The 24069-nt window shown below is 61.7% G+C and carries 24 protein-coding genes and 1 pseudogene; 10 read left to right on the top strand and 15 right to left on the bottom strand.

The annotated features are described in order from the left end of the window. Positions 1–72 precede the first annotated feature (72 nt). From Q7U49_RS05740 to Q7U49_RS05750, 3 genes are read right to left on the bottom strand one after another with little or no spacing between them, the layout of a single operon-like run. Complete coding sequence (locus Q7U49_RS05740; RefSeq protein ID WP_304763041.1) at positions 73–852, bottom strand: SDR family NAD(P)-dependent oxidoreductase; 780 nt, start codon at positions 850–852, stop codon at positions 73–75. A 36-nt stretch (positions 853–888) separates the two neighbouring features. Beyond that, the gene (gene pdxA / locus Q7U49_RS05745) at positions 889–1917 is read right to left on the bottom strand and encodes a 4-hydroxythreonine-4-phosphate dehydrogenase PdxA (protein ID WP_304763044.1); all 1029 of its coding nucleotides are present in this window, start codon (positions 1915–1917) and stop codon (positions 889–891) included. A gap of 16 nt (positions 1918–1933) precedes the next feature. Then, on the bottom strand, positions 1934–3025 hold the full coding sequence (locus Q7U49_RS05750; RefSeq protein WP_304763047.1) for a four-carbon acid sugar kinase family protein: 1092 nt from the start codon (positions 3023–3025) through the stop codon (positions 1934–1936). 295 nt (positions 3026–3320) lie between these two features. On the opposite strand from Q7U49_RS05750, the pseudogene Q7U49_RS17415 reads away from it, so the two are divergent. The 5 genes and pseudogenes from Q7U49_RS17415 to Q7U49_RS05770 form a co-directional block, all read left to right on the top strand. Next, positions 3321–3398, top strand: a pseudogene (locus tag Q7U49_RS17415) (NAD(P)-dependent oxidoreductase); the annotation flags it as partial. A gap of 26 nt (positions 3399–3424) precedes the next feature. After that, complete coding sequence (locus Q7U49_RS05755; RefSeq protein WP_304763050.1) at positions 3425–4615, top strand: enolase C-terminal domain-like protein; 1191 nt, start codon at positions 3425–3427, stop codon at positions 4613–4615. 122 nt (positions 4616–4737) lie between these two features. After that, a complete protein-coding gene (locus Q7U49_RS05760) occupies positions 4738–5766 on the top strand; it encodes a TRAP transporter substrate-binding protein (RefSeq protein WP_304763052.1) in 1029 nt (342 codons plus the stop codon). A 33-nt stretch (positions 5767–5799) separates the two neighbouring features. After that, the gene (locus Q7U49_RS05765; RefSeq protein WP_304763054.1) at positions 5800–6336 is read left to right on the top strand and encodes a TRAP transporter small permease; all 537 of its coding nucleotides are present in this window, start codon (positions 5800–5802) and stop codon (positions 6334–6336) included. Next, positions 6333–7601, top strand: a complete 1269-nt coding sequence (locus Q7U49_RS05770; RefSeq protein ID WP_304763057.1) for a TRAP transporter large permease — start codon at positions 6333–6335, stop codon at positions 7599–7601. The genes Q7U49_RS05765 and Q7U49_RS05770 overlap by 4 nt, the downstream gene beginning before the upstream one ends. Before the next feature lie 137 nt (positions 7602–7738). On the opposite strand, the gene Q7U49_RS05775 is transcribed toward Q7U49_RS05770, so the two are convergent. From Q7U49_RS05775 to Q7U49_RS05795, 5 genes are all read right to left on the bottom strand, one after another. Next, positions 7739–8797: an Ldh family oxidoreductase gene (locus tag Q7U49_RS05775; RefSeq protein WP_304763060.1), complete on the bottom strand. Its 1059-nt coding sequence runs from the start codon at positions 8795–8797 to the stop codon at positions 7739–7741. A 46-nt stretch (positions 8798–8843) separates the two neighbouring features. Then, positions 8844–9599 carry an SDR family NAD(P)-dependent oxidoreductase gene (locus tag Q7U49_RS05780; protein ID WP_304763189.1) on the bottom strand — a complete coding sequence of 252 codons (756 nt, stop codon included), beginning with the start codon at positions 9597–9599 and terminating at the stop codon, positions 8844–8846. Continuing rightward, a complete protein-coding gene (locus Q7U49_RS05785) occupies positions 9592–11100 on the bottom strand; it encodes a tripartite tricarboxylate transporter permease (protein WP_304763062.1) in 1509 nt (502 codons plus the stop codon). The genes Q7U49_RS05780 and Q7U49_RS05785 overlap by 8 nt, the downstream gene beginning before the upstream one ends. A 15-nt stretch (positions 11101–11115) precedes the next feature. Continuing rightward, on the bottom strand, positions 11116–11571 hold the full coding sequence (locus tag Q7U49_RS05790; protein ID WP_370653968.1) for a tripartite tricarboxylate transporter TctB family protein: 456 nt from the start codon (positions 11569–11571) through the stop codon (positions 11116–11118). 163 nt (positions 11572–11734) lie between these two features. Beyond that, positions 11735–12703: a tripartite tricarboxylate transporter substrate binding protein gene (locus Q7U49_RS05795; RefSeq protein ID WP_304763068.1), complete on the bottom strand. Its 969-nt coding sequence runs from the start codon at positions 12701–12703 to the stop codon at positions 11735–11737. Positions 12704–12855: 152 nt separating this feature from the next. Here Q7U49_RS05795 and Q7U49_RS05800 point away from each other — a divergent pair, with 152 nt between their 5' ends. Together Q7U49_RS05800 and Q7U49_RS05805 are read left to right on the top strand one after the other, a co-directional pair. Then, on the top strand, positions 12856–13590 hold the full coding sequence (locus Q7U49_RS05800) for an SDR family oxidoreductase (protein WP_304763070.1): 735 nt from the start codon (positions 12856–12858) through the stop codon (positions 13588–13590). Between the two features lie 62 nt (positions 13591–13652). After that, positions 13653–14501, top strand: a complete 849-nt coding sequence (locus tag Q7U49_RS05805; protein WP_304763072.1) for a fumarylacetoacetate hydrolase family protein — start codon at positions 13653–13655, stop codon at positions 14499–14501. Here the strand turns inward: Q7U49_RS05805 and Q7U49_RS05810 are convergent. The 3 genes from Q7U49_RS05810 to Q7U49_RS05820 are packed head-to-tail and all read right to left on the bottom strand — an operon-like array spanning position 14491 to position 18405. Beyond that, positions 14491–15669: a fumarylacetoacetate hydrolase family protein gene (locus tag Q7U49_RS05810; protein ID WP_304763075.1), complete on the bottom strand. Its 1179-nt coding sequence runs from the start codon at positions 15667–15669 to the stop codon at positions 14491–14493. The two genes, Q7U49_RS05805 and Q7U49_RS05810, sit on opposite strands and share 11 nt — an antisense overlap. A 29-nt stretch (positions 15670–15698) precedes the next feature. Continuing rightward, positions 15699–16628: a dihydrodipicolinate synthase family protein gene (locus Q7U49_RS05815; RefSeq protein ID WP_304763077.1), complete on the bottom strand. Its 930-nt coding sequence runs from the start codon at positions 16626–16628 to the stop codon at positions 15699–15701. 28 nt (positions 16629–16656) lie between these two features. Then, positions 16657–18405 carry an IlvD/Edd family dehydratase gene (locus tag Q7U49_RS05820; protein ID WP_304763080.1) on the bottom strand — a complete coding sequence of 583 codons (1749 nt, stop codon included), beginning with the start codon at positions 18403–18405 and terminating at the stop codon, positions 16657–16659. Between the two features lie 132 nt (positions 18406–18537). Between Q7U49_RS05820 and Q7U49_RS05825 the strand changes: the two genes are divergently transcribed. The 3 genes from Q7U49_RS05825 to Q7U49_RS17425 all read left to right on the top strand — a co-directional run bounded on the left by Q7U49_RS05825 (position 18538) and on the right by Q7U49_RS17425 (position 19858). Further along, on the top strand, positions 18538–19476 hold the full coding sequence (locus tag Q7U49_RS05825) for a LysR family transcriptional regulator (RefSeq protein WP_304763083.1): 939 nt from the start codon (positions 18538–18540) through the stop codon (positions 19474–19476). 120 nt (positions 19477–19596) lie between these two features. Beyond that, the gene (locus Q7U49_RS17420; RefSeq protein WP_370653969.1) at positions 19597–19767 is read left to right on the top strand and encodes a Fic family protein; all 171 of its coding nucleotides are present in this window, start codon (positions 19597–19599) and stop codon (positions 19765–19767) included. Next, on the top strand, positions 19685–19858 hold the full coding sequence (locus Q7U49_RS17425; protein ID WP_370653970.1) for a hypothetical protein: 174 nt from the start codon (positions 19685–19687) through the stop codon (positions 19856–19858). The genes Q7U49_RS17420 and Q7U49_RS17425 overlap by 83 nt, the downstream gene beginning before the upstream one ends. Positions 19859–19870: 12 nt before the next feature. Here Q7U49_RS17425 and Q7U49_RS05835 read toward each other — a convergent pair whose 3' ends face one another. From Q7U49_RS05835 to Q7U49_RS05850, 4 genes are read right to left on the bottom strand one after another with little or no spacing between them, the layout of a single operon-like run. Beyond that, positions 19871–20416, bottom strand: a complete 546-nt coding sequence (locus tag Q7U49_RS05835) for a nucleotidyltransferase family protein (RefSeq protein ID WP_304763085.1) — start codon at positions 20414–20416, stop codon at positions 19871–19873. Then, positions 20413–21429, bottom strand: coding sequence for an XdhC family protein (locus tag Q7U49_RS05840; RefSeq protein ID WP_304763087.1), 1017 nt, complete (start codon positions 21427–21429; stop codon positions 20413–20415). The genes Q7U49_RS05835 and Q7U49_RS05840 overlap by 4 nt, the downstream gene beginning before the upstream one ends. 45 nt (positions 21430–21474) lie before the next feature. Then, positions 21475–22668 (bottom strand): M20 aminoacylase family protein, encoded by a 1194-nt coding sequence (locus Q7U49_RS05845; protein WP_304763090.1) that lies wholly within the window; start codon positions 22666–22668, stop codon positions 21475–21477. A 12-nt stretch (positions 22669–22680) separates the two neighbouring features. Continuing rightward, positions 22681–24057, bottom strand: coding sequence for an L-serine ammonia-lyase (locus tag Q7U49_RS05850; RefSeq protein ID WP_304763093.1), 1377 nt, complete (start codon positions 24055–24057; stop codon positions 22681–22683). Positions 24058–24069 lie beyond the last annotated feature (12 nt).

The raw sequence follows: 24069 nt of genomic DNA on the forward strand, positions 1-24069 counted from the left end.
GCATAAATCCACGCAAGGAACATCAGGTTAAACCCTGTAATGCAGCCAAGGGGAGTTGAAATTCGAATTCATTCATGGCATCAGCTGGCCACCGTTGACCTCGATGATCTGGCCGGTGATGTAGCCAGACAGCAGGTCGTCGGCCAAAAACAGGTAGGCCCCGACACATTCTTCGGCAGTGCCCAAGCGGCCCAGCGGGATGCTGCGGCGTGCGCCTTCGAGTTGTTCCGGCGTGGAATTGCGTGCGTGAAAGTCAGTCAGGATGACTCCTGGTGCCACGCCGTTGACGCGGACACCGTGCGGCGCCAGCTCGCGCGCCAGCACGCGGGTCATGGAGCTGACAAAGGCCTTGGCTGCCGCATACAGGCCCACCCCTTCGCCGCCGCCAGTGCGTGCCGCAATCGAGGTGGTGTTGATCATGCTGCCGCGCCCGGCCTGGCGCATCACCGGCGCGGCTGCGCGACAGAGCGCAAAAGCCGCATGCACATTGAGGCCGACCACGCGGTCGAAGTCCTCGTCGCTGACGCTCTCCATGGATCGACGGCCAAACATGTCGCCCGCATTGTTGACCAGAATGTCGAGGCCGCCAAAGGCCGCGACAGTTTGCGCCACCAGTTGCCCGGGCACGCTGCGGTCCAGCATGTCACCCGCCAGCGTGATGGCCTGACCCCCCGCCTGCCGGATGCTGTCGGCTACCGCTTCGGCACCTTCGCGGTTGCGTGAGTAATGCACGGCAACCCGCGCACCGGCAGCGCCAAAGGACTGCGCAACCGCCGCGCCGATGCCCGAACCCGCGCCGGTAACCAAGACAGATTTGCCCGCAAACTGGAGGGCCTGGGAAGGATGGATCATGGTGTATTTTCCTGTGAAGTGTGACGCTTGTCCGGATCAAGGCTGAGGTGCCAGGCGGGCAGCAGACGCGGTGCGCAGGCCTTCGACCAGCGTCATGGCGTAGCGGATGGCATCGACTATGCTCTCGGCGCTGGCGCGGCCGGTGCCCGCAATGTCAAAGGCCGTGCCGTGGTCGACCGAGGTGCGCAAGATGGGCAGGCCCAGCGTGATGTTGACACCGCTGACCGCCTGCCAGACACCCGTGGCCGGGTCGATGCTGAAGCCCAGCAGCTTGACCGGGATGTGGCCCTGGTCGTGGTACATGGCCACCACCGCGTCGAACTGTTGGGCGCGCAGCTTGATGAACACCGTGTCGCCAGGCCAGGGGCCGGTGACCGCATGGCCGGCGGCCACGTATTCGGCAATCACCGGGGCAATGATGGCGCCGTCTTCCTTGCCCAGAATGCCACCTTCACCGGCATGCGGATTGAGTCCGGCCACTGCCACGCGCGGCTCACGAATGCCCAGCGCATGCAGGGCCTCCAGCGTCACATCCAGCACCCGGCGCAAGCGCTGCGGCGTCAGGCGCGCCGGCACCTCGGCCAGGGCGCAATGGGTGGTGACGTGCGACACCCGCATGTTGCCGTGGGCCAGCATCATGACGCCGTCACGCATGCCACTCAGATGGGCCAGCATCTCGGTGTGACCCTCAAATGGGTAGCCGGCCATGTGCAGTGCCTCCTTGCACAGCGGCGCGGTGACGATGGCGTCCGCTGCGCCGCTCTGGCAAAGCTGCACCGCGCGCGCCACGGCGCGATAGGCCCAGTGGCCACCGGCTTCGCTGACGTGCCCAACAGTCAGCGGCTGCGTGACCGGCCCGACGTCGACCATCTCCACCACCTGGGTGATGTCGCACTGCAGCAGGCGCGCGGCTTGTTCCAGTGCCTGGGCGCTGCCCAGCACCTTGAGCTCGATGCGGCCCTGCGCCACCAGATCGCGCATCTGGTGCGCGGCCTTGACGATGATCTCGGGGCCGATGCCGGCCGGGTCGCCCATGGTCAGGGCCAGTCGGATGGGAGTGTTCATTGAAGGGGTTCCTTGTTTAATCTTGTTGAGAGGTGGGGCTGAGTGCAGCCAACAGCGCACGCAGGTCGTCGGGCGGACCAAAGGCACCGGACCGGGAATAACAATGAAGGCCGTCCCACAAGCCACCGACCAGGCGGGCTCGGCCCCAACCGGCGCGCGGACTGGCGCCGGCTTGCAGGCCACGTACGCCGCAAGCACGGCACAGCGCCAGCAAAGTGTCGCCGCCCACCACCACCAGCGCGTCCGGGCGCGGCTGGGTGGCGACCAGCGTGTGCATGCGTTGCGTCAGACGGGCCTGGGCCTCGGCGGGTTCAAGCGGCTGTGCCTCGGCCAGATCGAGCAGCTTGGTGCCCGTATTCATCAGTGGCAGCTGCCGCAATTGCTCCCGCAGAACCGGATGACGGCTGGCGGTGAGCACCAGCGTCAGGCCCTGCGCATGGGTCGGCGGGGCCACGAGAGTGACAGGTGCCGGTGTTGCGGCTGCGGCCTGCCGCGCCAGCGCCCAGGCCAGCCCCGCGCTGCCGCACCACAGCCATGAGCGCGCCTGCGGGCTGTGCGCCAAACTGGCAAGCTGGTCCATGTCCGCGTCACTCAGCAGGTCGGGAATCACCACCTCGCCGCCCTCTTGCAAGCAGTCCTGAAGCCGCGAAGGAATACGCGCCGTCAGGCCCACATCGGCAAAGGCTTGCACCAGCGTGCCGGGGTGTTCATGCGTGCGCGGTCCGTCGGGCTGGTGCGGCGGCGCCACCCAGTGCTGCCCCTGCGCCGTGAAGCGCCCCTGCGCCGGAAAGGCTGGCGCAAACACCACGCCGGCAAAGCGCCCGCTGCGCATGAGCCAGGCGATCTCGGCAAAGGTATTGCCACGCAGCAGGCTGTCGATTTTCTTGAACGCGCTGCCGCTGGCAACCAGCCAGTCCAGACTGGGGGTCAACAGGGCCGGCAGGCTGGCGGGCGGCACATCGCGTGTGCCCGTGGCGACAACCTGAACCGGCTGGGCGGATGTTTCAGGCGCATCCAGAAACACCGGCACCTCGCCAGCGTCAGCCCAGGCCGCAGCACTGTCGAGTGCGCCCGTCAGGTCGTCGGCGAGGATGTGCCAAGGTTTCATGTCACGCGCATCTATGAGAATGGTTGGCAAACGATTAGCGGGTGAGGCATTTTAACAACGCGTCAATGCATGGCCGCAAGTCGGTCTTGAGGGTGAGGTTGGCTGTATGGGTGGCACCGGAAATCGGCATGCTGGCCGCTTTTTAAACGTATCAAGGGTTTACCAGAATTGGACAAGTGGTCAGGCCAATTGATACTATCATGAAATCGTGCTGACAACATCCGGCAAAACCTTGTAGCTGAAAATCACCCAATTTCCGACCTGACTATAAAGCAAGCCAAACCAAGGACAAGACATGAGACGCAAAGGGAAAACCGCACTGGTCACAGCAGCCGGGCAGGGCATCGGCAAAGCCAGCGCGCCGGCCTTGGCTGATCCAAAAACCTCCGACGGCGCATGATGAGCACCATCGTTCGTGTCGAAGTACACGAGTTTGAATTCGACGCGACCAATCTGGCGCGCGATGGAGGCTCGCAGTCCGTCACCTACAAGAAAGGGGCGACAACCCGGCTCGGCAAGTATGCGGTGTCCATTCACACCGACGACGGTGGTCGCGGCGACTATGTCGCCCTCTGGGTGTCCAGCCCGGCTGCTCTGGGTCAGACACTGATGCTGGCGCCGCGACTGATTGGCAAGGATGCGCGTCAACGGATCGCGATCTATGAAGACCTTAAGCGCGACATTCGCCAGTTCGACCACATGGGGCACGGCGCGATCGACATCGCGCTGTGGGACTGGGCGGGCCGCCACTATAACGCTTCGGTCTCCGAACTGCTGGGCGGCTATCGCAAGCGTTTGCCTGCCTACGCCAGCACCTATCACGGTGACCGAGCGGGCGGGCTTTCGTCCAAGGAAGCGTTCGCAGACTTCGCTGAGGCCTGCCATGGCATCGGGTACAGGGCGTTCAAGATTCATGGCTGGAATGAAGGCAATGCCCGTGAAGAGGCGGAGAACGTGCTCCACGTCGCCAAAGCCGTCGGCGACAGGATGACACTGATGCTGGATCCAGCCTGTGAGCTGCGCACGTTTGCCGATGCGCTGTATGTGGGTCGCGCCTGCGATGACGCGCGCTTCTTTTGGTATGAGGACCCGTTTCGCGACGGCGGCGTGTCTGCTTTCGCGCACCAGCGCCTGCGCAGCATGATCAGGACGCCACTGCTACAGACGGAGCATGTGCGCGGCGTGGAACCGAAGGCCGACTTCGTTTTGGCCGGTGGCACGGATTTCCTGCGCGTGGATCCGGAGTACGACATGGGCATCACCGGCGCACTGAAGGTTGCGCACCTGGCCGAAGCGCTCGGCCTGGACTGTGAGATTCACGCCAGCGGCCCCGCCCATCGTCATTTAATGTCCGCCATGCGCAATACCAATTTCTACGAGGTCGCGCTGGTGGGCCCGGATTGCCCGAACGCAATGCCGCCGGTTTATCGCTGTGGTTACACGGACCAGCTGGAATGCGTGGATGCCGCCGGCACGGTGCCGGTACCCACCGGGCCAGGACTTGGCGTTGACTACGATTGGGAATGGATCAACGCCAATCGCACTGCGCTGCATGTTTTTGATCGTTCGGGAAGTCGGGTCACCCGATGATCGTTCGATCCTATGTCCGTCCTGAGCGCCGCCCGATCCGGTATCAGGCATGCATCACCGGGCACCCCCGTGTTGCGCCATCCATTCGGCTGGCCAACTTCATGTCTCACCAAGGAGTATTTATGCGTCTCTTCGCTACCCGAAAACTGTTCGCTTCCACCCTCGCCGCGTCGGTATTCACCGCGCTGACGACGGTGTCCGTGGCTACCTCCGCAGCCACCACGCTGCGCTTTGGCCATGCCAACAACACCGGCGAGATTGCCACCGACCTGTTTCAGGAGTTCGCCGATAAGGTGACCCAACGCACCAAGGGCGAAGTCACGATTAAAGTCTTCCCGGCCGAGCAGCTCGGCAAGGAAGGCGACCTGATCCAGCAGGTCAAGTCCGGCGCATTGGACATCTCCGCGCCATCGATGGCATCGTTGTCGAGCTTGGTACCTGGTCTGGAGATCGCCAGCGCACCGTTCCTGTGGACTGACTGGACGCAAGCCGAAAAGGTCATCACCGGCCCGGCGTTCCAGCCGCAGTTCGATGAATTACGCGACAAGCACAATGTGCTGATGCTGTCGAAGATCTGGTACTGGGGCTGGCGCAACCTGACCACGAGTACCCGCGCCGTCCACAAACCGGAAGATCTGGTCGGCCTGAAGATCCGCGTACCGGAATCGCCGGTCTGGGTTGAGATGATCCGAGCGATGGGTGGCGCACCAACACCGATCCCGTTTGGCGAGGTCTATACAGCGCTGCAGCAGAAAACCGTGGATGGACAGGAAAACCCGATTCCGACGATCTTCTCGCGCAAATTCTATGAAGTGCAGGCGCACATGTCGATGACGCGCCACATGTTGCAGAACAACACGATGATCATCAACAAACGTTCGTTCGACAAGCTGTCGCCGGACATGCAGAAAATCGTGTTGGAAGAAGCGGCGGTGGCATCGACGAAAAACTCGAAGCTGCAGCAGGAGCGCGAGACCAGCATGCTGGAGAGCATCCGCAAGAGCGGCAAGACCGCCATCGTCGATCAACCGGATCGCGCCGCCTTTGCGGAAAAAATGGCGCCTGCCTTCCAGAAACTCGAAGCGCGATGGGGCGCAGAAAACCTACAGCGGGTCAAAGCCGCCGTTGCTGCCTCGGCTGGCAAGAAGTAAGCGGCACCTGCAATACTGACTCTGGAGACAGCTGTGGCCAAACTTTGCAAGATGCTGGGCCGGGTCGATGACGTCATCGCCAGGGCAGAGGATGTTTTCATCATCTTCGCCCACGGTGCAGTTGCCGGACTAGTATTGCTATCTGTCGTGCTGCGCTACGTGTTCAATGACCCGCTGACTTGGGGCGAGGAATTGATCGTCGGCTTCTTCGCCTGGATGGTCTTCGTTGCCGCCGCCGCTGCGGTCAGATCGCAAATGCACATCCGGATCGATGTGATAGCGCCAGTCTTTCGCAATCCAAAGATGAACTGGCTCAACACGCTGACTTTGGTGATCGGCATCGTGATCATTGTGACAATGGTCTGGGCCTGCTATGAGCAGGTGTTACAGGAACTGGTCGTCGAGTCGCCGATGCTCGGCGTCTCGAAGGCCTGGTTCGCCGCGTCGATGCCGGTCGGTCTGATCCTGATGTTGATTCATGTACTCAGGTCCTGGCTCGATCACGGAGCGGCTTCTGTGTTTCGCAGTGAAACTGAAATTCTGATCGCCAGTGAAGGTGGAGCCAAATGACAATTCTGCTGATTTCATTTGCGCTGCTGTTGGTCATCGGCCTGCCGATCGCGATCGCGATGATGGGCGCATCGCTGTTGGTCATCCTGGTGGAAGGCATCCCAATATCGGTCGTCGCGCAGCGGGTTGTCACCGGCGTGCAGTCGTTCCCGTTGCTGGCCATACCATTGTTCACGCTGGCCGGTTCGCTGATGAATGATTCGGGCATCAGCGAACGACTTTTCTCGTTCACGCGCGCGTTCGTTGGCCACATCCGCGGCGGCATGGCGCAAACGGCGATCGTCGGCAACATATTCCTGTCTGGCATTTCTGGCTCATCGGTCGCCGACTGCGCAGCCACGTCGCGCGTGTTCGTCCCGCAGCTGACGAAGGCCGGCTATGGCGCTGGCTTCGCGGCCGCGCTGTGCGCCGCCTGTGCCACGCTCGGTCCGATCATCCCGCCGTCAATCCTGATGGTGATCTATGCGTGGCAAGCCAACATCTCGCTCGGCGACCTGTTCTGGGCCGGTATCTTCCCGGGCCTGCTGATGGCGCTGGCCATGATGTTATTGACGGCGTATATCGCCCGCAGACGGCGCTTCCCGAAGGATCAAGCGTTCGCTTGGGGACGTCTGTGGACCGAGTTCCGCGGCGCGTTCTGGGCATTGCTGATGCCCGTACTGATTCTGGTCGGCTTCCGGATGGGCGTTTTCACCGCCACCGAGATTGCAGGTGTCGCGGCCGCTTATGCATTGATCGTCGGGCTGTTTATCTACCGAACCTTGCGCTGGTCGCATTTGCCAAAAGTCCTGCTGTCCACGGCGAAGGAAACCGCCGTCATCCTGCTGATCGTCGCCGCCGCCGCCCCTTTCAGCTGGATACTCGGCATCGAACAGGCCCCCCAATTGATCTCGGAGACGCTGAAGGGCGCCACCGATAGTCCCTGGGTCATCCTGATACTGTTAAACGTGGTGCTCTTGATTCTCGGCTGCTTCATGGAAACCATCGCGATCATGATCATTCTCGTGCCGATCCTGATTCCGGTGCTGAACCTGTACCAGATCGACCTGACCCACTTCGGCATTATCCTGCTGATCAACCTGACCATCGGCCAGTTGACGCCTCCGGTTGGGGTGCTGTTGTTCGTTGCCAGTTCGGTGTCCAAGGTAAGGCTCGGCCTGCTGGTCCGCGAGGTGGTTCCGTATGTGGCTGTGCTGATCTTGACTCTGCTGGTGATCACCAATGTCCCGGCGCTGTCGCTGTGGTTGCCACAAGCGCTGAAGTGATCAACCTGCTCGGACACGCTTTTTTAACCAAGAAAACAAGCTTGTGACTCAAAGGAAAAAACGCGCTGGTCACTGCAGTCACAAGGGATAGGGCGCGCCCGTCAGGTCGTCGGCCAAAACATGCCAGGGCTTCACCATTAGTTTTCAAGCGGAGCAGGCAACTGCATGTCGTAGCGTTGCGCACAGTCGCGCAACATCGGCGGGATGCTCGGATGCAGGCTGAGGCCCTTGTCCAGTTGCACCTTCAGCCGCGCCAGCCCACGGTCGCCAGGCATGCGCACCTCACTGAAACCGGGCCTCGGCGGATTGCTTCTGCAGGCATCGCCCAACCAATCGGTCTGGCGCAGAAAGTCTGTGGTGCCGCCAAAGGCGGCCGGATCATAAAGCGACATGAACACCGTGGCGCCCCAACCGTCTGGCGGGTCAGCGCGGCCATGACCGGCCAGCCCGCCGGTGAGCGCCTCGACCAACAGCGCCAAGCCATAGCCCTTGTGCCCCGAACTCAGTCCACCCAGCGGCAGGATGGTTCCGGGCGGGCTGGTGGTGAGCACGCCCGGGTCGGTACTTGGCTGGCCGTCGGCATCCAGCATGCAGGCTTCGTCGAACTGCTTGCCCGCCTTGTGCAGCCTGGCACTCATGCCGTTGGTGGTGATCGAGGATGAAATGTCGATCAGGAACGGTGTGCCTGAGGTCGGAATTCCCGCTGCGATCGGGTTCGGGGTAAAAACCGGCCGCGTGCCGCCGTGGGGCGCCACGCTTTGCACCGCTGGGTCGGAACTTGCCAGCACCAGCATGAAACCGGCTTCGGTAGCGCGCAACAGGTAGGTGGCAAGGCAGGCGATGTGGTGACTGCGCCGGATGACCAGCGTGGCGCTACCGTACTGGCGCGCGCGCGGCACCAGCGTGTCAATGCCGTGCAACACCAGCCACGGCCCGGGCAAGCGCCGCCCATCCCACAGCAGCGAGGCGCCCCGATCGGAGAGCACCTCGGGTGCGCCCGAGCTTGCCATGGTGCCATTTTCGAGCTCCTTGAGATAAGGTGCCAGCAAAGCCAACCCATGGGTGTCGTGGCCCAACAGGTCGCCCTCAACCAGCGTCCGGGCCACCGCCTCGGCCAGCACGGCATCCATGCCCGCCTTTTGCAGCAATTCAACAGCGAAGCGCGTCAAGGCTTCGGCAGAAAAACGTTCAACCATCACATCATCCTCATCATATTCACTTGGGCTTTGGCAATGGACAGCATCAAGGCATGTACTGACCGCCATTGACCTCGATGATCTGCCCGGTGACATAACTGGACAGTTTTTCCGAGGCGAGATAAAGGAATGCGCCGACGCACTCCTCGGCCGTGCCGAGTCGCGCCATCGGAATCGTCAAACGCATCGTTTCGAGCTGTTCAGGCGTGGAGAATTTTTCATGGAACGGCGTGGTGATGACACCAGGGGCAACGGCATTGACACGAATCTTCCGTCCCACAAGCTCCTTGGCCATGCTCTTGGTGGCTGTGCTGACAAACCCCTTGGAGCCGGCGTACAGGCTGACACCCGGTCCGCCACCGTGGCGCGCGGCAATACTGGTCAGGTTGATGATGGCAGCGCCCTGTGGCATGTGAGGCACGGCATATTTGGTGCACATCAACATCGAGCGCACATTCAGATTAATGATGTCGTCGAATACTTCATCACTGAGGTCGGTGATGGGCAAGCGCTTGACCAGTGCACCCGCGTTGTTGATCAACACATCAATGCGGTTAAAACGCTTGACGGCTTCAGCGACCACCCGCTCGCACTCGCTGCTGCGGCGCAGGTCACCTTGCACCACCAGCGCCTCGCCACCTGCCTTTTCGACCGCCTCAGCCACCGCTGACGCAGCGGCCGCGGAACTGTTGTAGTGAACCACCACTTTGCAGCCGAGTGCCCCGAAGGCTGTTGCACAGGCCGCACCAATACCGGTGGAAGCACCTGTAATCAGAACCACTTTAGCTTTTAAATCATCCATTTGAATAAACCTCTGTAATCTGCTTTTTGCGTAGCAGTCGCATGACAATGGGCATGCTCCAAACGAGAATAGTCAAGACACCCAGGGTGCCCGCGATGGGCCGACTAAAAAACGCGATGAAGTCGCCATCCGATTTGATCATCGAGCTGATGAAGTTTTCTTCCAGCATGCCGCCCAACACCACGCCGAGAATTGTGGGAGCGATCGGAAAGCCGTTTTCTTCCATCAGGTAGGCCAGCAGACCAAAGCCGAGCATGATGCCGACATCGAATGCGCTGTTGTTGATGGAGTAAGCGCCAACGATGCAGAACAGCAGGATCAGCGGCATCAGGATGTTGCGGGGCACGCCCAGAATCTTCTTGGCCAGCTTGATGGTCAGAAAACCCAGCGGCAGCATCAGCAAATTGGCGAGAATGAAAACAATGAAGACCGAGTACATTGCCACCGGATTGGTCACGAAGATCATGGGTCCCGGGTTCATGTTTTTCATGTACAGAACGCCAATGACAATGGCCGTAATGGAGTCGCCAGGAATGCCAAATACCAGCGCCGGAATCCATGCGCCTGCCAGCGAAGAGTTATTGGCCGCACTCGCTTCGACAATGCCCTCAGGGTGTCCGGTGCCGAATTTCTCTGGTTCCCTGGAGAATTTCTTGCTCACCGCGTAAGCCATATAGGCGGCAATGTCTGCGCCGGCACCCGGCAGCGCCCCCACAGTGGTGCCAAGTATGCTGCCACGCAAAATGGACATGGGATACTTGACCATCAAACCCCACACGCCCGCGAACACATTGCCGATCCTGTTTTGTACAAGCTGTATTTTTTGACCGGCGCTGATGGCGTACCGAAGTACCTCTGACACGGCGAACATCCCCACCATGATCGGCACCAACGAAAGGCCACCGAGGAGGTCGTCGACACCAAAGGTGAAACGCGGAAAGCCCGCAGGATTGCCCATGCCGACACTGGCGATCATCAAGCCCAGAAACAAGGACACAAAACCTTTGAGCGGGCTGCTGGAGGCGATGAAAATCGCACAGGTCAGGCCGAGCAGCACCAGCCAGAAATATTCAAAAGAAGAAAAATTGAGCGCCAATTCAGCCAGCGAAGGGGCTGCCGTGATGAGCACAAGGGTACCGAACAGGCCGCCAACAACGGAAAACACCAAGCCGGCACCCAAGGCAACTTCAGCCTTGCCATGTTTGGTCATAGCGTGGGCCTCATCGGTGTAGGCGGCCGAAGCGGGCGTACCGGGGATACGCAGCAGGCAGCCCGGTATGTCGCCGGAAAATATCGCCATCGCGGTGGCGGTCACCATCGCTGCAATCGCAGGCACCGGTGGCATGAAGAACGTGACGGGCACCAGCAGCGCGACCGCCATGGTGGCACTCAAGCCGGGAACTGATCCGACAAAAAGACCATAAATGGCTGAGAGCAGGATCACGCCCAACACATAGAGATCAAAGACCTGTCCGGAGGCGGCAAGAAGATTGTCGAGCATGAGATGGCTTTCGGCTTACCAGGCCACTGATTTCAGCAGGCCCCATGGCAAGGGCACCTTGAGGAGCTTGTAGAAAAGGGTGTGAATGCAGAGCGCACCGAGCACGGCGACGACGATTGCCGTGCGGAGTCTGACCTTGAAGACAAGGAAAAGCGTCATCAACAAAATCACTGCGGTGGGGAGGAAACCAAGACTTTCCGACACGGCCACGTAAAACACCAGAACCAGTGGAATCAACAGAAAGCCGAGCGCGATGCGGCCCTGCCCCAACCAGCCGGGCAAGGTGATCCAACCCTCGGTACCAAGGGTTTTGACACCACGAAAAACAAGAAACATGGCGCAGATCATCAAGCCCGTTGCGATCAATTGCGGAAACATGTTGGGCCCGACATTCTGACCCGGCAGCGGCGGGAAAGAACGGGCATGAAGGTAAATGGCGGCGCCAAAAGAACCAATCAGCAGGCCTGACAAAACGTCGTTGATTTTCATGGCGAGTTTTGTTGTATCGACGGGTTCAAGTGATTGCTCACATCGGAGGCAAGCGAAAACCGGACAGCCATAAACAGCGACCTGTTCATGGCTGTTGCAGGAACGTAAAGTTGCACATCAAGCCGGTCAGCTGCGTCCTGTCATGTTACCTGGCCATGCCTAGCGCACCCAGAATCTGCCCCATGTCGGCGTCGCCTTTTTCCATGAACTTGCCGAATCCGGCTCCATCAGCATAGGCCACGCCAAAGCCGCGCCCAGCCATGAAGTCCTGATACTCTTTGCTGCCGTTGATTTTTTTGAGTACAGTTTCCATTTTGGCCTGCACATCGGCAGGCAGGCCCTTGGGGCCTGCAATTCCGCGCCATACGCCAATCGTCCAGCCGCTACCGGTCGCGCTTTTTAGCGTGGGCACGTTGGGATAAAGGGCAGCTGGGGCATCGGCCATGACAGCAAGCGGGCGTGCCTTGCCGGCATCGATCAACGAGCGCGCCTCGGGCAGAGCGGCGGTGACAATATCAACTCCGCCCGCCGCCAATTCCAGCATCGCTGGCGCCGCGCCATTGGAAGGCACCCACGGCACAGCACTGGCTTCAAGCTTCAAATCCTTCAACATGCCGGCCAATGCCAGATGCCAAATGCCGCCCTGCCCGGTGCCGGACGCTTTCAACTTGCCCGGGTTGGCCCTGATGGCTTTCATCAGGTCGTCCATATTTTTGTAGGGCGAGGCAACACTCACCGTGACGGCGGCCGGATCGACATTCATCAATGCCAGCGGCGTGTAATTTTTAGGAGTAAGCTGCGTCAGCCCCTGGTGATGCATCATCGAAATTTCGACGGTGATCATGCCAAGGGTGTAGCCATCCGCTTGCGCGCCTGCGATGGCCTGATGACCGACCACACCGTTACCACCAGCACGATTGACCACGTTCACCGGCTGACCCAACTCTTTCTCCAGCAGGGCACCAACGATCCGTGCGGTGGCGTCGGTGCCACCGCCCGCAGCCCAGGGAACGATCAAGGTAATGGGTCGCTCTGGCCAGGCTGCATGCGCAGCAGAGAAGGAGCATGCCACTGCCAAGGCGGCAATAGATTTAAGGAGCGCTGTGAGTTTCATTTGTGTTCCGCCTCAAAATTTAAGTGGATTAGGGTTAATCTCAATTGGCCAATTGGTAAGGCCAATTGATAATCCCACGATCCGTCTTGCAATACAACGGTAGAAACCCTAGCAAGCCTGGCAGGTGTCCATTTTTAACCAAGGAAAAAACCATGAGACTCAAAGGAAAAACAGCACTGGTGACCGCTGCGGGCCAGGGCATTGGCCGTGCTAGTGTGCTGGCCATGGCCGCCGAGGGCGCACAAGTGCTGGCCACCGATGTCAACGCCCAGTTGCTCGAGAGTTATGCCGGCGTGGCCAACGTCACCACGGCCCGCCTTGACGTGACCGACAAGGCGGCTATTCAAGCACTGGTGGCGGGCATGGCACCAGTGAACGTGCTGTTCAATTGCGCCGGGGTGGTGCACAACGGCAGCATCCTGCAGGCCACCGACGACGAATGGGATTTCGCGTTCAACCTGAACGTGCGCGCACAGTTCTGGATGATCCAGGCCGTGCTGCCCAAGATGCTGGCGGCCGGCGGTGGCAGCATCATCAACATGTCGAGTGTCTGCAGCAGCCTCAAGGGGCTGCCCAATCGCTTCATCTACGGCACCAGCAAGGCGGCCGTGGTGGGCCTGACCAAATCGGTGGCCGCAGATTTTGTCGGCCAGGGTATTCGCTGCAACGCCATTGCACCGGGCACCGTCGACACACCCTCGCTCACCGAGCGCATCAACAGCTACCCGGACCCGGCTGAAGCGCGCAAGAATTTCATCGCACGGCAACCCATGGGGCGACTGGCCCAGGCCCATGAAATTGCACCTATCGTGGTCTACCTGGCCAGCGACGAGTCGGTATTTGCCAGCGGTCAACTGTTCTCGGTCGACGGCGGCATGACCATTTGAATCCGCAGCGTCTGGCTGCCCACGCTCACTGTTAATCCAACCCCCAACTGAAAGGAAAATCCATGAAACTCGTTCGTTACGGCGAGGCCGGCAAGGAAAAACCCGGTCTGATCGATGCCGATGGCAAACTGCGCAGCCTGAGCGCAGTGATCAAGGACATCAACCCCGAGCAGCTCGGCGACGCGATGTTGGAAAAATTGCGCAAACTCAAGGCGGCGGATCTGCCGCTGGTCAAGGGCAAGCCGCGCCTGGGCAGCCCGTTGAGCGGCGTTGGCAAGTTCATTGCCATCGGCCTGAACTACGCCGACCATGCCGCGGAGTCCGGCCTGCCGATTCCGGCGGAGCCCATCGTTTTCATGAAGGCCACCACCTGTATTCAGGGGCCCAATGACCCGGTCATGCTGCCCAAGGGCTCCAAGAAAACCGACTGGGAAGTCGAGCTGGGCGTGGTCATTGGCACCAAGGCGCGTTACGTGTCACAAAAAGACGCGCTGAGCCATGTGGCGGGTTACTGCACCATCAATGACGTCAGCGAACGTGAGTTCCAGATTGAGCGCGGCGGCACCTGGGACAAGGGCAAGGGTTGTGACACTTTCGGCCCGCTGGGACCCTGGCTGGTGACGCGTGATGAGGTGCCCAATCCGCAAAAGCTCGGCATGTGGCTGGACCTCAATGGCCAACGCATGCAAACCGGCTCGACCCGCACCATGATTTTCAGTGTCGCCAAGCTGGTCAGCTACGTGAGCCAGTTCATGACCCTGATGCCCGGGGATGTCATCACCACCGGCACGCCCCCGGGTGTGGGCCTGGGCATGAAGCCACCGCTTTACCTTAAAAAAGGCGATGTGATGACGCTGGGCATCGAGGGTCTGGGCGAGCAGCAGCAGGTGGTGGTGCCGTTCAGGCTTTAAGCACGCGGCGCCGGTTCAGGTCTTGCATCAGCGCCCGGATGCCATAGGTCCAGGGCGCTACCTTGTCGGAGGCATTGACACGGTTCACCAGGCACCCCAGCGTGGCGGTGGACACCGTCACCACGTCGCCCAATTCATGGGTGAACCCCTGGCCGGGCCCATGCCGGTCTTGCGTGGGCGCAAACATGGTGCCCAAAAACAGCATGAAACCGTCAGGGTACTGGTGGTTGGGTCCAAAGGCATGTTCGACCAGTTCCAGCGGGTCCCGGCTGATCTTGCTCATGGAACTGCTGCCCTGCATGCAAAAGCCGTTGGCCGCCGTCACCTGCATGGCCAGGTCACAGGCGCGCACGGAGTCAAGGCTGAAGTGCGCATCGAACAAGCGGATGAACGGCCCGATGGCGCATGATGCGTTGTTGTCCTTGGCCTTGCCCAGCAACAGGGCGCTGCGCCCCTCGAAGTCGCGCAGGTTCACGTCATTGCCCAGCGCGGCTCCCTGAACCTGCCCGCGGCTGTTGACCGCCAGCACAATTTCGGGTTCGGGGTTGTTCCAGTGGCTACCCGGATGGATGCCGACCTCGGCGCCCACCCCCACGGCGCTCATCGGCTGCGCTTTGGTGAAAATTTCGGCATCGGGGCCAATGCCCACTTCCAGGTACTGCGACCAGGCCCCCTGCGCGAGCAGGGCCTCCTTGAGCTTGGCCGACTCGCTGGAGCCGGGCTTGATGCTGCTCAGGTTGTCACCAATCACGGCCACCACCGCCTGGCGCACGCTGTCGGCCCGGCTGGCGTCGCCGCGTGCCTGCTCCTCGATGACACGCTCCAACATCGATGAAATAAAGGTCACGCCGCTGGCCTTGATGGCCTGCAGGTCACAGGGCGCCAAAAACCAGGGCAAGGCCGGGTTACGCTCGTCCTGCGACGAATTCTTGAGTATCGCCTCGGTGTCGCCCAGGCGGGTACCGGCGTGTTGGCGTACCGCAGCCGCAGGGTCGTCGAGTTCCAGCAAGTCCGACATGGTGACGGCAGCCGAACTCAGGTCATAAACCCCGTCGGGTTTGATGCACACCAGCACCGGCCCGACGTCGTTCAACCAGACACGGCCCACCAGGGTGGCGCTGGCGGCGTCCAAGGGAAGACAAATTGCGCTTGACAGGTGATTCAACATAAACATTCCATTCTTTAAAAAAACAGGCTTCATTTGCCCCAGCGCAGCACCATGGGGTTCAGGCGCCGGGCGACTTCGAGCAGACCGGCGCGCACCGCCGGGTGCATGGCTGGCCACGGGTGGCGCGGTGCCTCGCAGGCAATCACACCGCCGGCTTTCATCAGCGCCTTGGCGCTCAGGATACCGCCCTGACGGTTCTCGTAGTTGATCAGCGGCAGCCATTGCTGATACAGGGAAAAAGCGTCCTCGCGCCGACCCGCAGCGTAGGCGTCCATGATCAGGCGAATGCCATCGGGGTAGCCGCCACCGGTCATGGCACCGGTAGCACCGGCGTCCAGGTCGGGCAGCAGGGTGATGGCTTCCTCGCCGTCCCACGGGCCCTCAATGGCATCGCCGCCCAGGCGAATGAGTTCACGCAACTTGGACGCTGCACCTGCCGTTTCGATTTTGAAATAGGCCACCTGCGCGATCTCCTTGGCCATGCGTGCCAAAAAAGCGGCCGACATGGGTGTGCCGGCGGCGGGTGCGTCCTGGATCATGATGGGGATGTCGATGGCGTCTGAGACACCGGCATAAAACTCGTAAATTTTTTCCTCGGAGACCCGGAAGGTGGCGCCGTGGTAAGGCGGCATCACCATCACCATGGCGGCGCCCTGCTCTTGCGCGCGCCGACTGCGCTGGGCGCACACCTCCGTGCTGAAGTGGGTGGTGGTGACGATCACCGGCACCCGGCCAGCCACGTGGTCAAGGATGGTGCGGGTCAGCAGCTCGCGCTCATCGTCCGACAGCAAAAACTGCTCGGAAAAATTGGCCAGAATGCACAGCCCGTTGGAGCCCGCGTCGATCATGAAGTCGACGCAGCGCTTCTGGCTGGCAAGGTCCAGCTCGCCGTTGTCATGGAAGGTAGTCGGAACCACAGGAAAAACGCCCTTGTAACGGGCTGGGGTGTTGCTTGTCATGGGCTTCTTCGTTGTTGGAAGGGTCGGGTCAGTGTGAATGCCGGGGCACCTCGGCGCCGCGGCAGCCTACCAGAAAATCAAAATCGCAGCCTTCGTCGGCCTGCAATACGCGGTCAATGTAGAGCTGCTGGTAACCACTCTTGGGCGCCGCCGGCGTCGCTGCCTGCTGCGCCTGGCGCGCCGCAAAACGCCGGGCGACCTCGGCGTCGCTCACTTCAAGCTCCAGCTTGCCGGCATAGCTGTCCAGCGCGATCCAGTCGCCGTCCTGCACGATGGCCAGCGGCCCGCCAGCCGCCGCTTCAGGTGCCACATGCAGCACCACCGTACCGTAGGCGGTGCCACTCATGCGGGCGTCCGAGATGCGCACCATGTCGGTGATGCCCTGCGCCAGCAGCTTGGGCGGCAGGCCCATGTTGCCAACTTCGGCCATGCCTGGGTAACCCTTGGGGCCGCAGTTTTTCATCACCAGCACCGAGCTGGCATCGACCACCAGGTCGGGGTCAATGATGCGCGCCTTGTAGTGGTCAAAATCCTCAAACACCACGGCCTGGCCGCGGTGCTTCATCAGCGCCGGCGTGGCCGCGGAAGGCTTGAGCACGGCGCCACGCGGTGCCAGATTGCCGCGCAACACACACAGGCTGCCGTCCTTGACCAGGGGATTGTCGAGCGGGCGAATGACCTCGGCGTTGTGGTTGGGTGCGTCCAGCACGTTGTCCCAGATCGACTTGCCGTTCACGGTCAATGCATTCTTGTGGGGCAGCAAACCGCCCTCGCCCATGCGGCGCAGCACGGCCGGCAGGCCGCCCGCATAGTAAAAATCTTCCATCAGGAAACGTCCCGACGGTTGCAGGTCGACCAGCGTGGGTGTGCCCCGGCCAATGGTCGTCCAGTCATCGAGTTCCAGCGGCACACCGATGCGCCCGGCAATGGCCTTGAGGTGGATGGCGGCATTGGTGGAGCCCCCAATGGCGGCGTTGACACGGATGGCGTTCTCAAACGCCTCGCGGGTCAGGACTTTGGACAGCTTCAGATCTTCCCAGACCATGTCGACAATGCGCATGCCCGACATGTGCGCCAGCACATAGCGGCGCGCATCGACCGCCGGAATGGCGGCGTTGTGGGGCAGTGAGGTGCCCAGCGCCTCGGCCATGCAGGCCATGGTGGAGGCCGTGCCCATGGTGTTGCAGGTGCCGGCCGAGCGCGACATGCCGGCTTCGGCCGACATGAACTCGTTGAGCGAAATTTTTCCCGCCTTGACGGCTTCATGCAGCTGCCAGACCACCGTGCCCGAGCCGATGTCGCGGCCCTCGTGTTTGCCGTTCAACATCGGGCCACCGGTGACCACGATGGTGGGAATGTCGCAACTGGCCGCGCCCATCAGCAGCGCCGGTGTGGTCTTGTCGCAGCCGACCAGCAGCACCACGGCGTCCATCGGATTGCCGCGAATGGACTCTTCCACGTCCATGCTGGCCAGGTTGCGCGTCAGCATGGCGGTGGGGCGCAGATTGGACTCGCCGTTGGAAAACACCGGGAATTCGACCGGAAAGCCGCCAGCCTCGGAAATGCCGCGCTTGACATGCTCGGCGATCTTGCGAAAGTGCGCGTTGCAGGGCGTCAGTTCGGACCAGGTGTTGCAAATGCCGATGATCGGCTTGCCCTGGAATTCATGGTCAGGAATACCCTGGTTCTTCATCCAGCTGCGGTACATGAAACCGTTTTTGTCGGCAGTGCCAAACCAGGCAGCAGAACGCAGGGGTTTCTTGGGGGTCGGGGACATGGGGTTTCTTTCAAGTCAGGATTGATGCATCACTGGCGGCATCGTAGGCGCTTGATGCATACATGACAAGTGAATATTTATGATTAATTGATATACTTTTTTATATCAATGAACCACGCGGGAGACCCGACCATGGAAGACAGCTCCGCCATACGGCGCCCCCACCACCAGCTCAAGACCCGCCAGATGGCCCTGCTGATGGCCATCGATGAAACGCGCAACCTGCACCAGGCTGCGCTGGCCACACACATGAGCCAACCGGCCGCCTCCAAAATGCTCAAGGACATGGAGGAACTGTTTGGCGTGGCCTTGTTCGAACGGCTGCCACGCGGCATGCGGCCCACGGTCTACGGCGACACCCTGGTGCGTCATGTCCGCATGGCCCTGGACAACCTGGCCCAAGGCCAGAGCGCCATGGCCGCGCTGCAAGCCGGTTTGTCCGGGCAGGTCAATGTCGGCGTGATCCTGACACCGTCGATGACGCTGGTGCCCCAGGCCATCGCCGCCATCAAGGCCGAGGCGCCGCAGTTGAGCATTGGCGTTGACGTGGGCACCAGCGATGTGCTGGTGGACGGGCTCAAGCGCGGTCGACTCGACTTTCTGATCGCCCGTATTCCGGCCAAGGAAGAAGACCTGAGCCTGGTCTACGAAGACCTGTCGGAAGAAACCGAGTGTGCGGTGGTGCGCCTGGGCCACCCCCTGCTGGACCGCCCGGCGCTCACACTGCAGGACCTGGCCAGCCGCGCCTGGATCCTGTCGCCCCGTGGCAGTATCCTGCGCCACCAGTTCGACATGCTGTTTCGCCGCCATGGTCTGGCGCCACCGACCAACGTGGTTGAAACCACCGCCATGTCGGTGATCAAGGCACTGCTGCAACAGACCGACTTTTTGCACCTGATGCCGCGGGAAGTGGCGCGCTATTACGCGGCCTGCGGCGAGCTGGCGATTCTGCCGGTGGAGCTGGCCTGCAACATGGAGAGCTACGGCCTCATCCTGCGCGCCGACCAGGTGCTGTCGCCTGGAGCCAGCCTGCTGCTCGGGGCAATTCGCCGGGTGGCCGCTGGCCTGTAGGCAGCGTCTTCGGGCAGCAAGCTGGAAGGGTTTCGCCGATCCCGCGACGATCGACATCGGCCTGCGCCTTGGCAAAGCCTGCGCGACGAAAGCATATTGGACTCCGCCTTGGCTCACCCCTTGAAACTGTCGTTCTACCAACAGCCAGATGTGGCTGCTTTGGCCGCAGCGTACGGTGTGGGCTTGGCCAAAAACCATGCGTTTGTCGATGGCAATAAACGCGCTGTTTTTTTTGGCCGTGGGCTTGTTTCTTGCCGTCAACGGTTACGGATTGCAGGCCACCCAACCTGATGCCACGCTGACCATGCTGTCAGTCGCCTCTGGCGCTATCGATGAAGCGACTTTTGCCGAATGGATTCGCCAGCATAGTCAGTTGCGCTGATCGCTCAGGCGCTCAGCCGGTCAGGGCTTCGATGCCGGGCAACAGACCCTGTGCGACATGCAGGTCATCGACCGTATCGATGTCGGTCACGCACCCGATATCGTCGGTATCCAACACCATCGCGACAGACGCGCGAACCACGGACATGGCGCCCCGGTCGCCTTTCAAGCCCAGCAGGTGGTGACGACAACCTGAAGAAAATCCGACGGGATGACCCCGCTGCCCCCGGTAAACCGGCACCACCACGTCCTGCCCTTTGAGCGCAGTCGCAACCGCGCGCAAGGTGTCACTTTGAATGAGTGGCAAATCCGCCGGCAGAATCAGCCAGCCAGCGGCTTGAGTTGTTTTCTGCACCGCCGCTGCGATCGAGTCGCCCATACCGGGGTGGCCATCCTCTTCAAGATGCCATGGCAGGCCACTCCCCCGCACCGCATCCAGGGTGTGTTGAAGAACCGTTTTTCCCGCCAACAGGGCCTGCAATTTGTGGGTGACACCACCCGACGCCGTAAAACGCTCCCCACGCCCTGAAGCCAGAATAATGATGGTGGGCCAACTCACAGCGTCACGCAGTCGTTCTCGGGGGCCGTCACCGTGAAAGCGGCGACCTTGTTCTTCACCTGCACGATCTCGGCCACGATAGAGACTGCAATCTCGGCTGGCGTTTTGGCTCCTAGCGCCAGACCCACAGGGCCATGCAGACGGGCCAGTGCCTCCGCGCTCACATCGAAGTGTTCGGCCAGTCGCCGCTTGCGTGCCTCCTGATTGCGCCGCGAGCCCAGGGCGCCCACATAAAAGGCATTGGACTGCAGCGCTTCCAGCAAAGCCATGTCGTCGAGTTTGGGGTCATGCGTCAGGGCCACGATGGCCGTGTGGGCATCCGGCACCAGTTCGCGAACGACGTCATCGGGCATGCCCTCAATTCGCCGCGCCCCAGGCATGCCCGCCATCAGGACAGCGGCATATTCCTCCCGCGGGTCGCATACCAGCACATCAAAATCGAGCATGACGACAATCTGCGCCACCGCCTGCGACAACTGGCCGGCGCCAATCAGCAGCAGGCGCCACTTCGGGCCAAACACGGTGGTCAGCGTGCTGCCGTCAAACTGCATGGCATGGCCACGCACCGCAGGGGTGAGTTGTACCGTGCCGGTCGCCAAGGTCAGCGTGCGTGCCACCAGCTCGTGGGCTGCCGTGCGTGCCAGCAATTGCGCCACCCAGCTGGTGTCCAGCAGAGGTTCCTGCACCAGCCGCAAGCTGCCGCCGCAGGGCAAGCCGAAGCGGGCGGCTTCTTCCTGACTGACACCGTAGGCCATCATGACGGGCTTCTCCAGCCCTGGAACACGACCATCGGCTTGCCTGATACGCGCCTTGGTGCGGGCAATCAAATCGTCTTCGACGCAACCACCGGACACCGAGCCACTGACCACACCATCGTCGCGCACAGCCAACAAGGACCCCGGCGGCCGTGGCGCGCTGCCCCAGGTCTGCACCACCGTCACCAGTGTGACGGCATGACCGGCATGGCGCCATTCCAGGGCATCCGCCAACACTCTGAGATCAAGACTTTCCATCCATCCACCTCAACACTTTCAAGTCACGCCGCCGTGGCAATCTGGTCACGCGCCCTGCGCCAGCCAGGCTTCTGCCAACCGGACCCAGTAGGTGCCGCCCAGAGGAATCAGCGCGTCGTTGAAATCGTAGCTGGGGTTGTGCAGCATGCAGGGGCCGCCGCCATGGCCGATATCACGGTGGCTGCCTTCGCCATTGCCGATGAAGCAATAGGCCCCCGGCTTGGCCTGCAGCATGAAGGCAAAGTCCTCGGCCCCCATGGTCGGTTCCTGCGTCAGCACCTGGGCCTCGCCCACGATGTCGATCATCACCTGGCGCGCCAGGGCCGCTTCACGAGACGAGTTGATGGTCGACGGGTACTTGCGCACGAATTCAAATTCACAGGTGACCTCAAATGCCGCGCAGGTGTGTTCGGCTACCTGCTGCATGCGCCGTTCAATCAGATCGAGGACTTCCGGCGTGAAGGTACGCACCGTGCCTTGCAGTTCACAGCGGTCCGGAATCACGTTTTTGGCTTCGCCGGCATGGATCATGGTGACCGAGATGACACCGGCGTCAATGGGCTTCTTGTTGCGGCTGATGATGGTCTGGAAGGCCTGCACCATCTGGCAGGCAACGGGGACCGGATCAAGCCCGTTGTGCGGCAAGGCCGCATGCCCGCCCTTGCCACGGATGGTGATCTTGAACTCGTTGCTGGAGGCCATCACCGGCCCCGGGCTCGCGGCAAAGCTGCCGACCGGCATGCCCGGCCAGTTGTGCATGCCGAACACCGCCTGCATCGGGAATTTTTCGAACAGGCCGTCGCGCAGCATCTCGCGCGCGCCGCCGCCACTTTCCTCGGCGGGCTGAAAAATAAGGTAAACCGTGCCATCGAAATTGCGGTGCTGCGCCAGGTACTGGGACGCCGCGAGTAGCATGGCGACATGGCCGTCATGGCCGCAGGCGTGCATTTTGCCGTCATGCTGGCTGGCGTGCGCAAAGGTGTTGGACTCCTGCATGGGCAGCGCATCCATGTCGGCGCGCAAACCGATGGCCCGCTGCGAGCTGCCATTTTTGACGATGCCGACCACACCGGTGCCACCCAGGCCACGGTGCACCGGGATGCCCCACTCGGTCAGCTTCTGTGCCACCAGATCGGCGGTACGGATTTCCTCGAAACCCAGCTCGGGGTGCCCATGGATGTCGCGCCGGGTCGCGGCCAGGGAGGCCGCCTGGTCGGCAATGCATTCAATGACTTTCATGTTGCTTCCTGTTCAGCATTCAACGATATTGACCGCCAGCCCGCCGCGTGCGGTTTCCTTGTATTTGGTTTTCATGTCCGCACCGGTCTCGCGCATGGTTTTGATCACCTTGTCCAGGCTCACCACATGCTGACCGTCGCCTTGCAGCGCCATGCGCGCCGCATTGAGCGCCTTGACCGCCCCCATGGCATTGCGCTCAATGCACGGCACCTGCACCAGACCGCCGACCGGGTCACAGGTCAGCCCCAGGTTGTGCTCCATGCCAATCTCGGCGGCGTTTTCGATTTGCCCGGGACTGCCCCCCATCACCGCCGCCAAGCCAGCCGCCGCCATGGAACAGGCCACCCCGACCTCGCCCTGGCAGCCGACCTCGGCGCCTGAAATCGAGGCATTGAGCTTGTAGAGAATGCCGATGGCCGCGGCGGTCATCAGGAACTCCATGACCCCCTCGTCGCTCGCGTTGGCGATGAATTTATCGTAGTAATGCAGCACCGCCGGGATCACCCCTGCCGCGCCATTGGTCGGTGCCGTGACCACGCGCCCACCGGCGGCGTTCTCTTCGTTGACGGCGAAGGCATAGACATTGACCCAGTCCAGCACCGACAGCGGGTCACTGAGCACGCGTTCCGCGCGGGCCCGCAACTGCGCCGCCAGCACCGGGGCCCGGCGTTGCACCCGGAACGGGCCCGGCAGCGTGCCCTCGTGCGTCAGGCCCCGCTGCACACACTCGCGCATGGTGCGCCAGAGCAACAGCAACTGGCCGCGAATTTCAGCGTCACTGCGCCAGGTGCGCTCGTTCGCCCACATGACCTCGCTGATCGTCAAGCCCTGGCGCTGGCACACGGCCAGCAGTTCGTCACCCGAGGTGAAGGGATGGGGCACTTGCTGGTAGGCCGTCAGCACCTGCTCATTGCGGGCGCCCACGGTGACCACAAAACCACCGCCCACGGACAGGTACCTGCTTTGCCGCAGCAGGCCACCTGCCGCGTCGAAGGCGCTGAATTGCATGCCGTTGGGATGCCCGGCCAGCGCTTCGCGCCGGTACATCAGCAGATGCTCCTTCTCGCAAAACGCGATCGGCTGGCGTGACAGCAGGACCAGCGCCTGCTGCGCGCGCGCGGCCTTGATGAGACCGGGGATCGCATCGACGTCGACTGTGTCCGGCGTCTGTCCCATCAGGCCCAGCATGATGCCGATGTCGGAGCCGTGGCCCTTGCCGGTCGCCCCCAGCGAACCATACAGCTCGGCCTTGACGCTGGCGGTGTGTTCGAGCAGACCCTCTTTCTCCAGGGACAGCGCGAACATGGCGGCCGCCCGCATCGGGCCGACCGTGTGCGAGCTGCTGGGGCCGATGCCCACCTTGAACAAATCAAAGACTGATATAGCCATGCGATCCCAACA

This window comes from Rhodoferax sp. (genome assembly GCF_030653815.1).
GTDB lineage: Bacteria > Pseudomonadota > Gammaproteobacteria > Burkholderiales > Burkholderiaceae_C > Rhodoferax.

Coding starts and splice junctions, on each gene's coding strand:
- Q7U49_RS05845 (WP_304763090.1), bottom strand. CDS start 22,668: ATGAAAGTCATTGAATGCATTGCCGACCAGGCGGCCTCCCTGGCCGCG.
- Q7U49_RS05825 (WP_304763083.1), top strand. CDS start 18,538: ATGGAAGACAGCTCCGCCATACGGCGCCCCCACCACCAGCTCAAGACC.
- Q7U49_RS17425 (WP_370653970.1), top strand. CDS start 19,685: ATGGCAATAAACGCGCTGTTTTTTTTGGCCGTGGGCTTGTTTCTTGCC.
- Q7U49_RS05775 (WP_304763060.1), bottom strand. CDS start 8,797: ATGGTTGAACGTTTTTCTGCCGAAGCCTTGACGCGCTTCGCTGTTGAA.
- Q7U49_RS05780 (WP_304763189.1), bottom strand. CDS start 9,599: ATGGATGATTTAAAAGCTAAAGTGGTTCTGATTACAGGTGCTTCCACC.
- Q7U49_RS05850 (WP_304763093.1), bottom strand. CDS start 24,057: ATGGCTATATCAGTCTTTGATTTGTTCAAGGTGGGCATCGGCCCCAGC.
- Q7U49_RS05750 (WP_304763047.1), bottom strand. CDS start 3,025: ATGAAACCTTGGCACATCCTCGCCGACGACCTGACGGGCGCACTCGAC.
- Q7U49_RS05810 (WP_304763075.1), bottom strand. CDS start 15,669: ATGTTGAATCACCTGTCAAGCGCAATTTGTCTTCCCTTGGACGCCGCC.
- Q7U49_RS05755 (WP_304763050.1), top strand. CDS start 3,425: ATGAGCACCATCGTTCGTGTCGAAGTACACGAGTTTGAATTCGACGCG.
- Q7U49_RS05785 (WP_304763062.1), bottom strand. CDS start 11,100: ATGCTCGACAATCTTCTTGCCGCCTCCGGACAGGTCTTTGATCTCTAT.
- Q7U49_RS05795 (WP_304763068.1), bottom strand. CDS start 12,703: ATGAAACTCACAGCGCTCCTTAAATCTATTGCCGCCTTGGCAGTGGCA.
- Q7U49_RS05760 (WP_304763052.1), top strand. CDS start 4,738: ATGCGTCTCTTCGCTACCCGAAAACTGTTCGCTTCCACCCTCGCCGCG.
- Q7U49_RS05740 (WP_304763041.1), bottom strand. CDS start 852: ATGATCCATCCTTCCCAGGCCCTCCAGTTTGCGGGCAAATCTGTCTTG.
- Q7U49_RS05840 (WP_304763087.1), bottom strand. CDS start 21,429: ATGGAAAGTCTTGATCTCAGAGTGTTGGCGGATGCCCTGGAATGGCGC.
- Q7U49_RS05805 (WP_304763072.1), top strand. CDS start 13,653: ATGAAACTCGTTCGTTACGGCGAGGCCGGCAAGGAAAAACCCGGTCTG.
- Q7U49_RS05770 (WP_304763057.1), top strand. CDS start 6,333: ATGACAATTCTGCTGATTTCATTTGCGCTGCTGTTGGTCATCGGCCTG.
- Q7U49_RS05815 (WP_304763077.1), bottom strand. CDS start 16,628: ATGACAAGCAACACCCCAGCCCGTTACAAGGGCGTTTTTCCTGTGGTT.
- Q7U49_RS05800 (WP_304763070.1), top strand. CDS start 12,856: ATGAGACTCAAAGGAAAAACAGCACTGGTGACCGCTGCGGGCCAGGGC.
- Q7U49_RS05820 (WP_304763080.1), bottom strand. CDS start 18,405: ATGTCCCCGACCCCCAAGAAACCCCTGCGTTCTGCTGCCTGGTTTGGC.
- pdxA (WP_304763044.1), bottom strand. CDS start 1,917: ATGAACACTCCCATCCGACTGGCCCTGACCATGGGCGACCCGGCCGGC.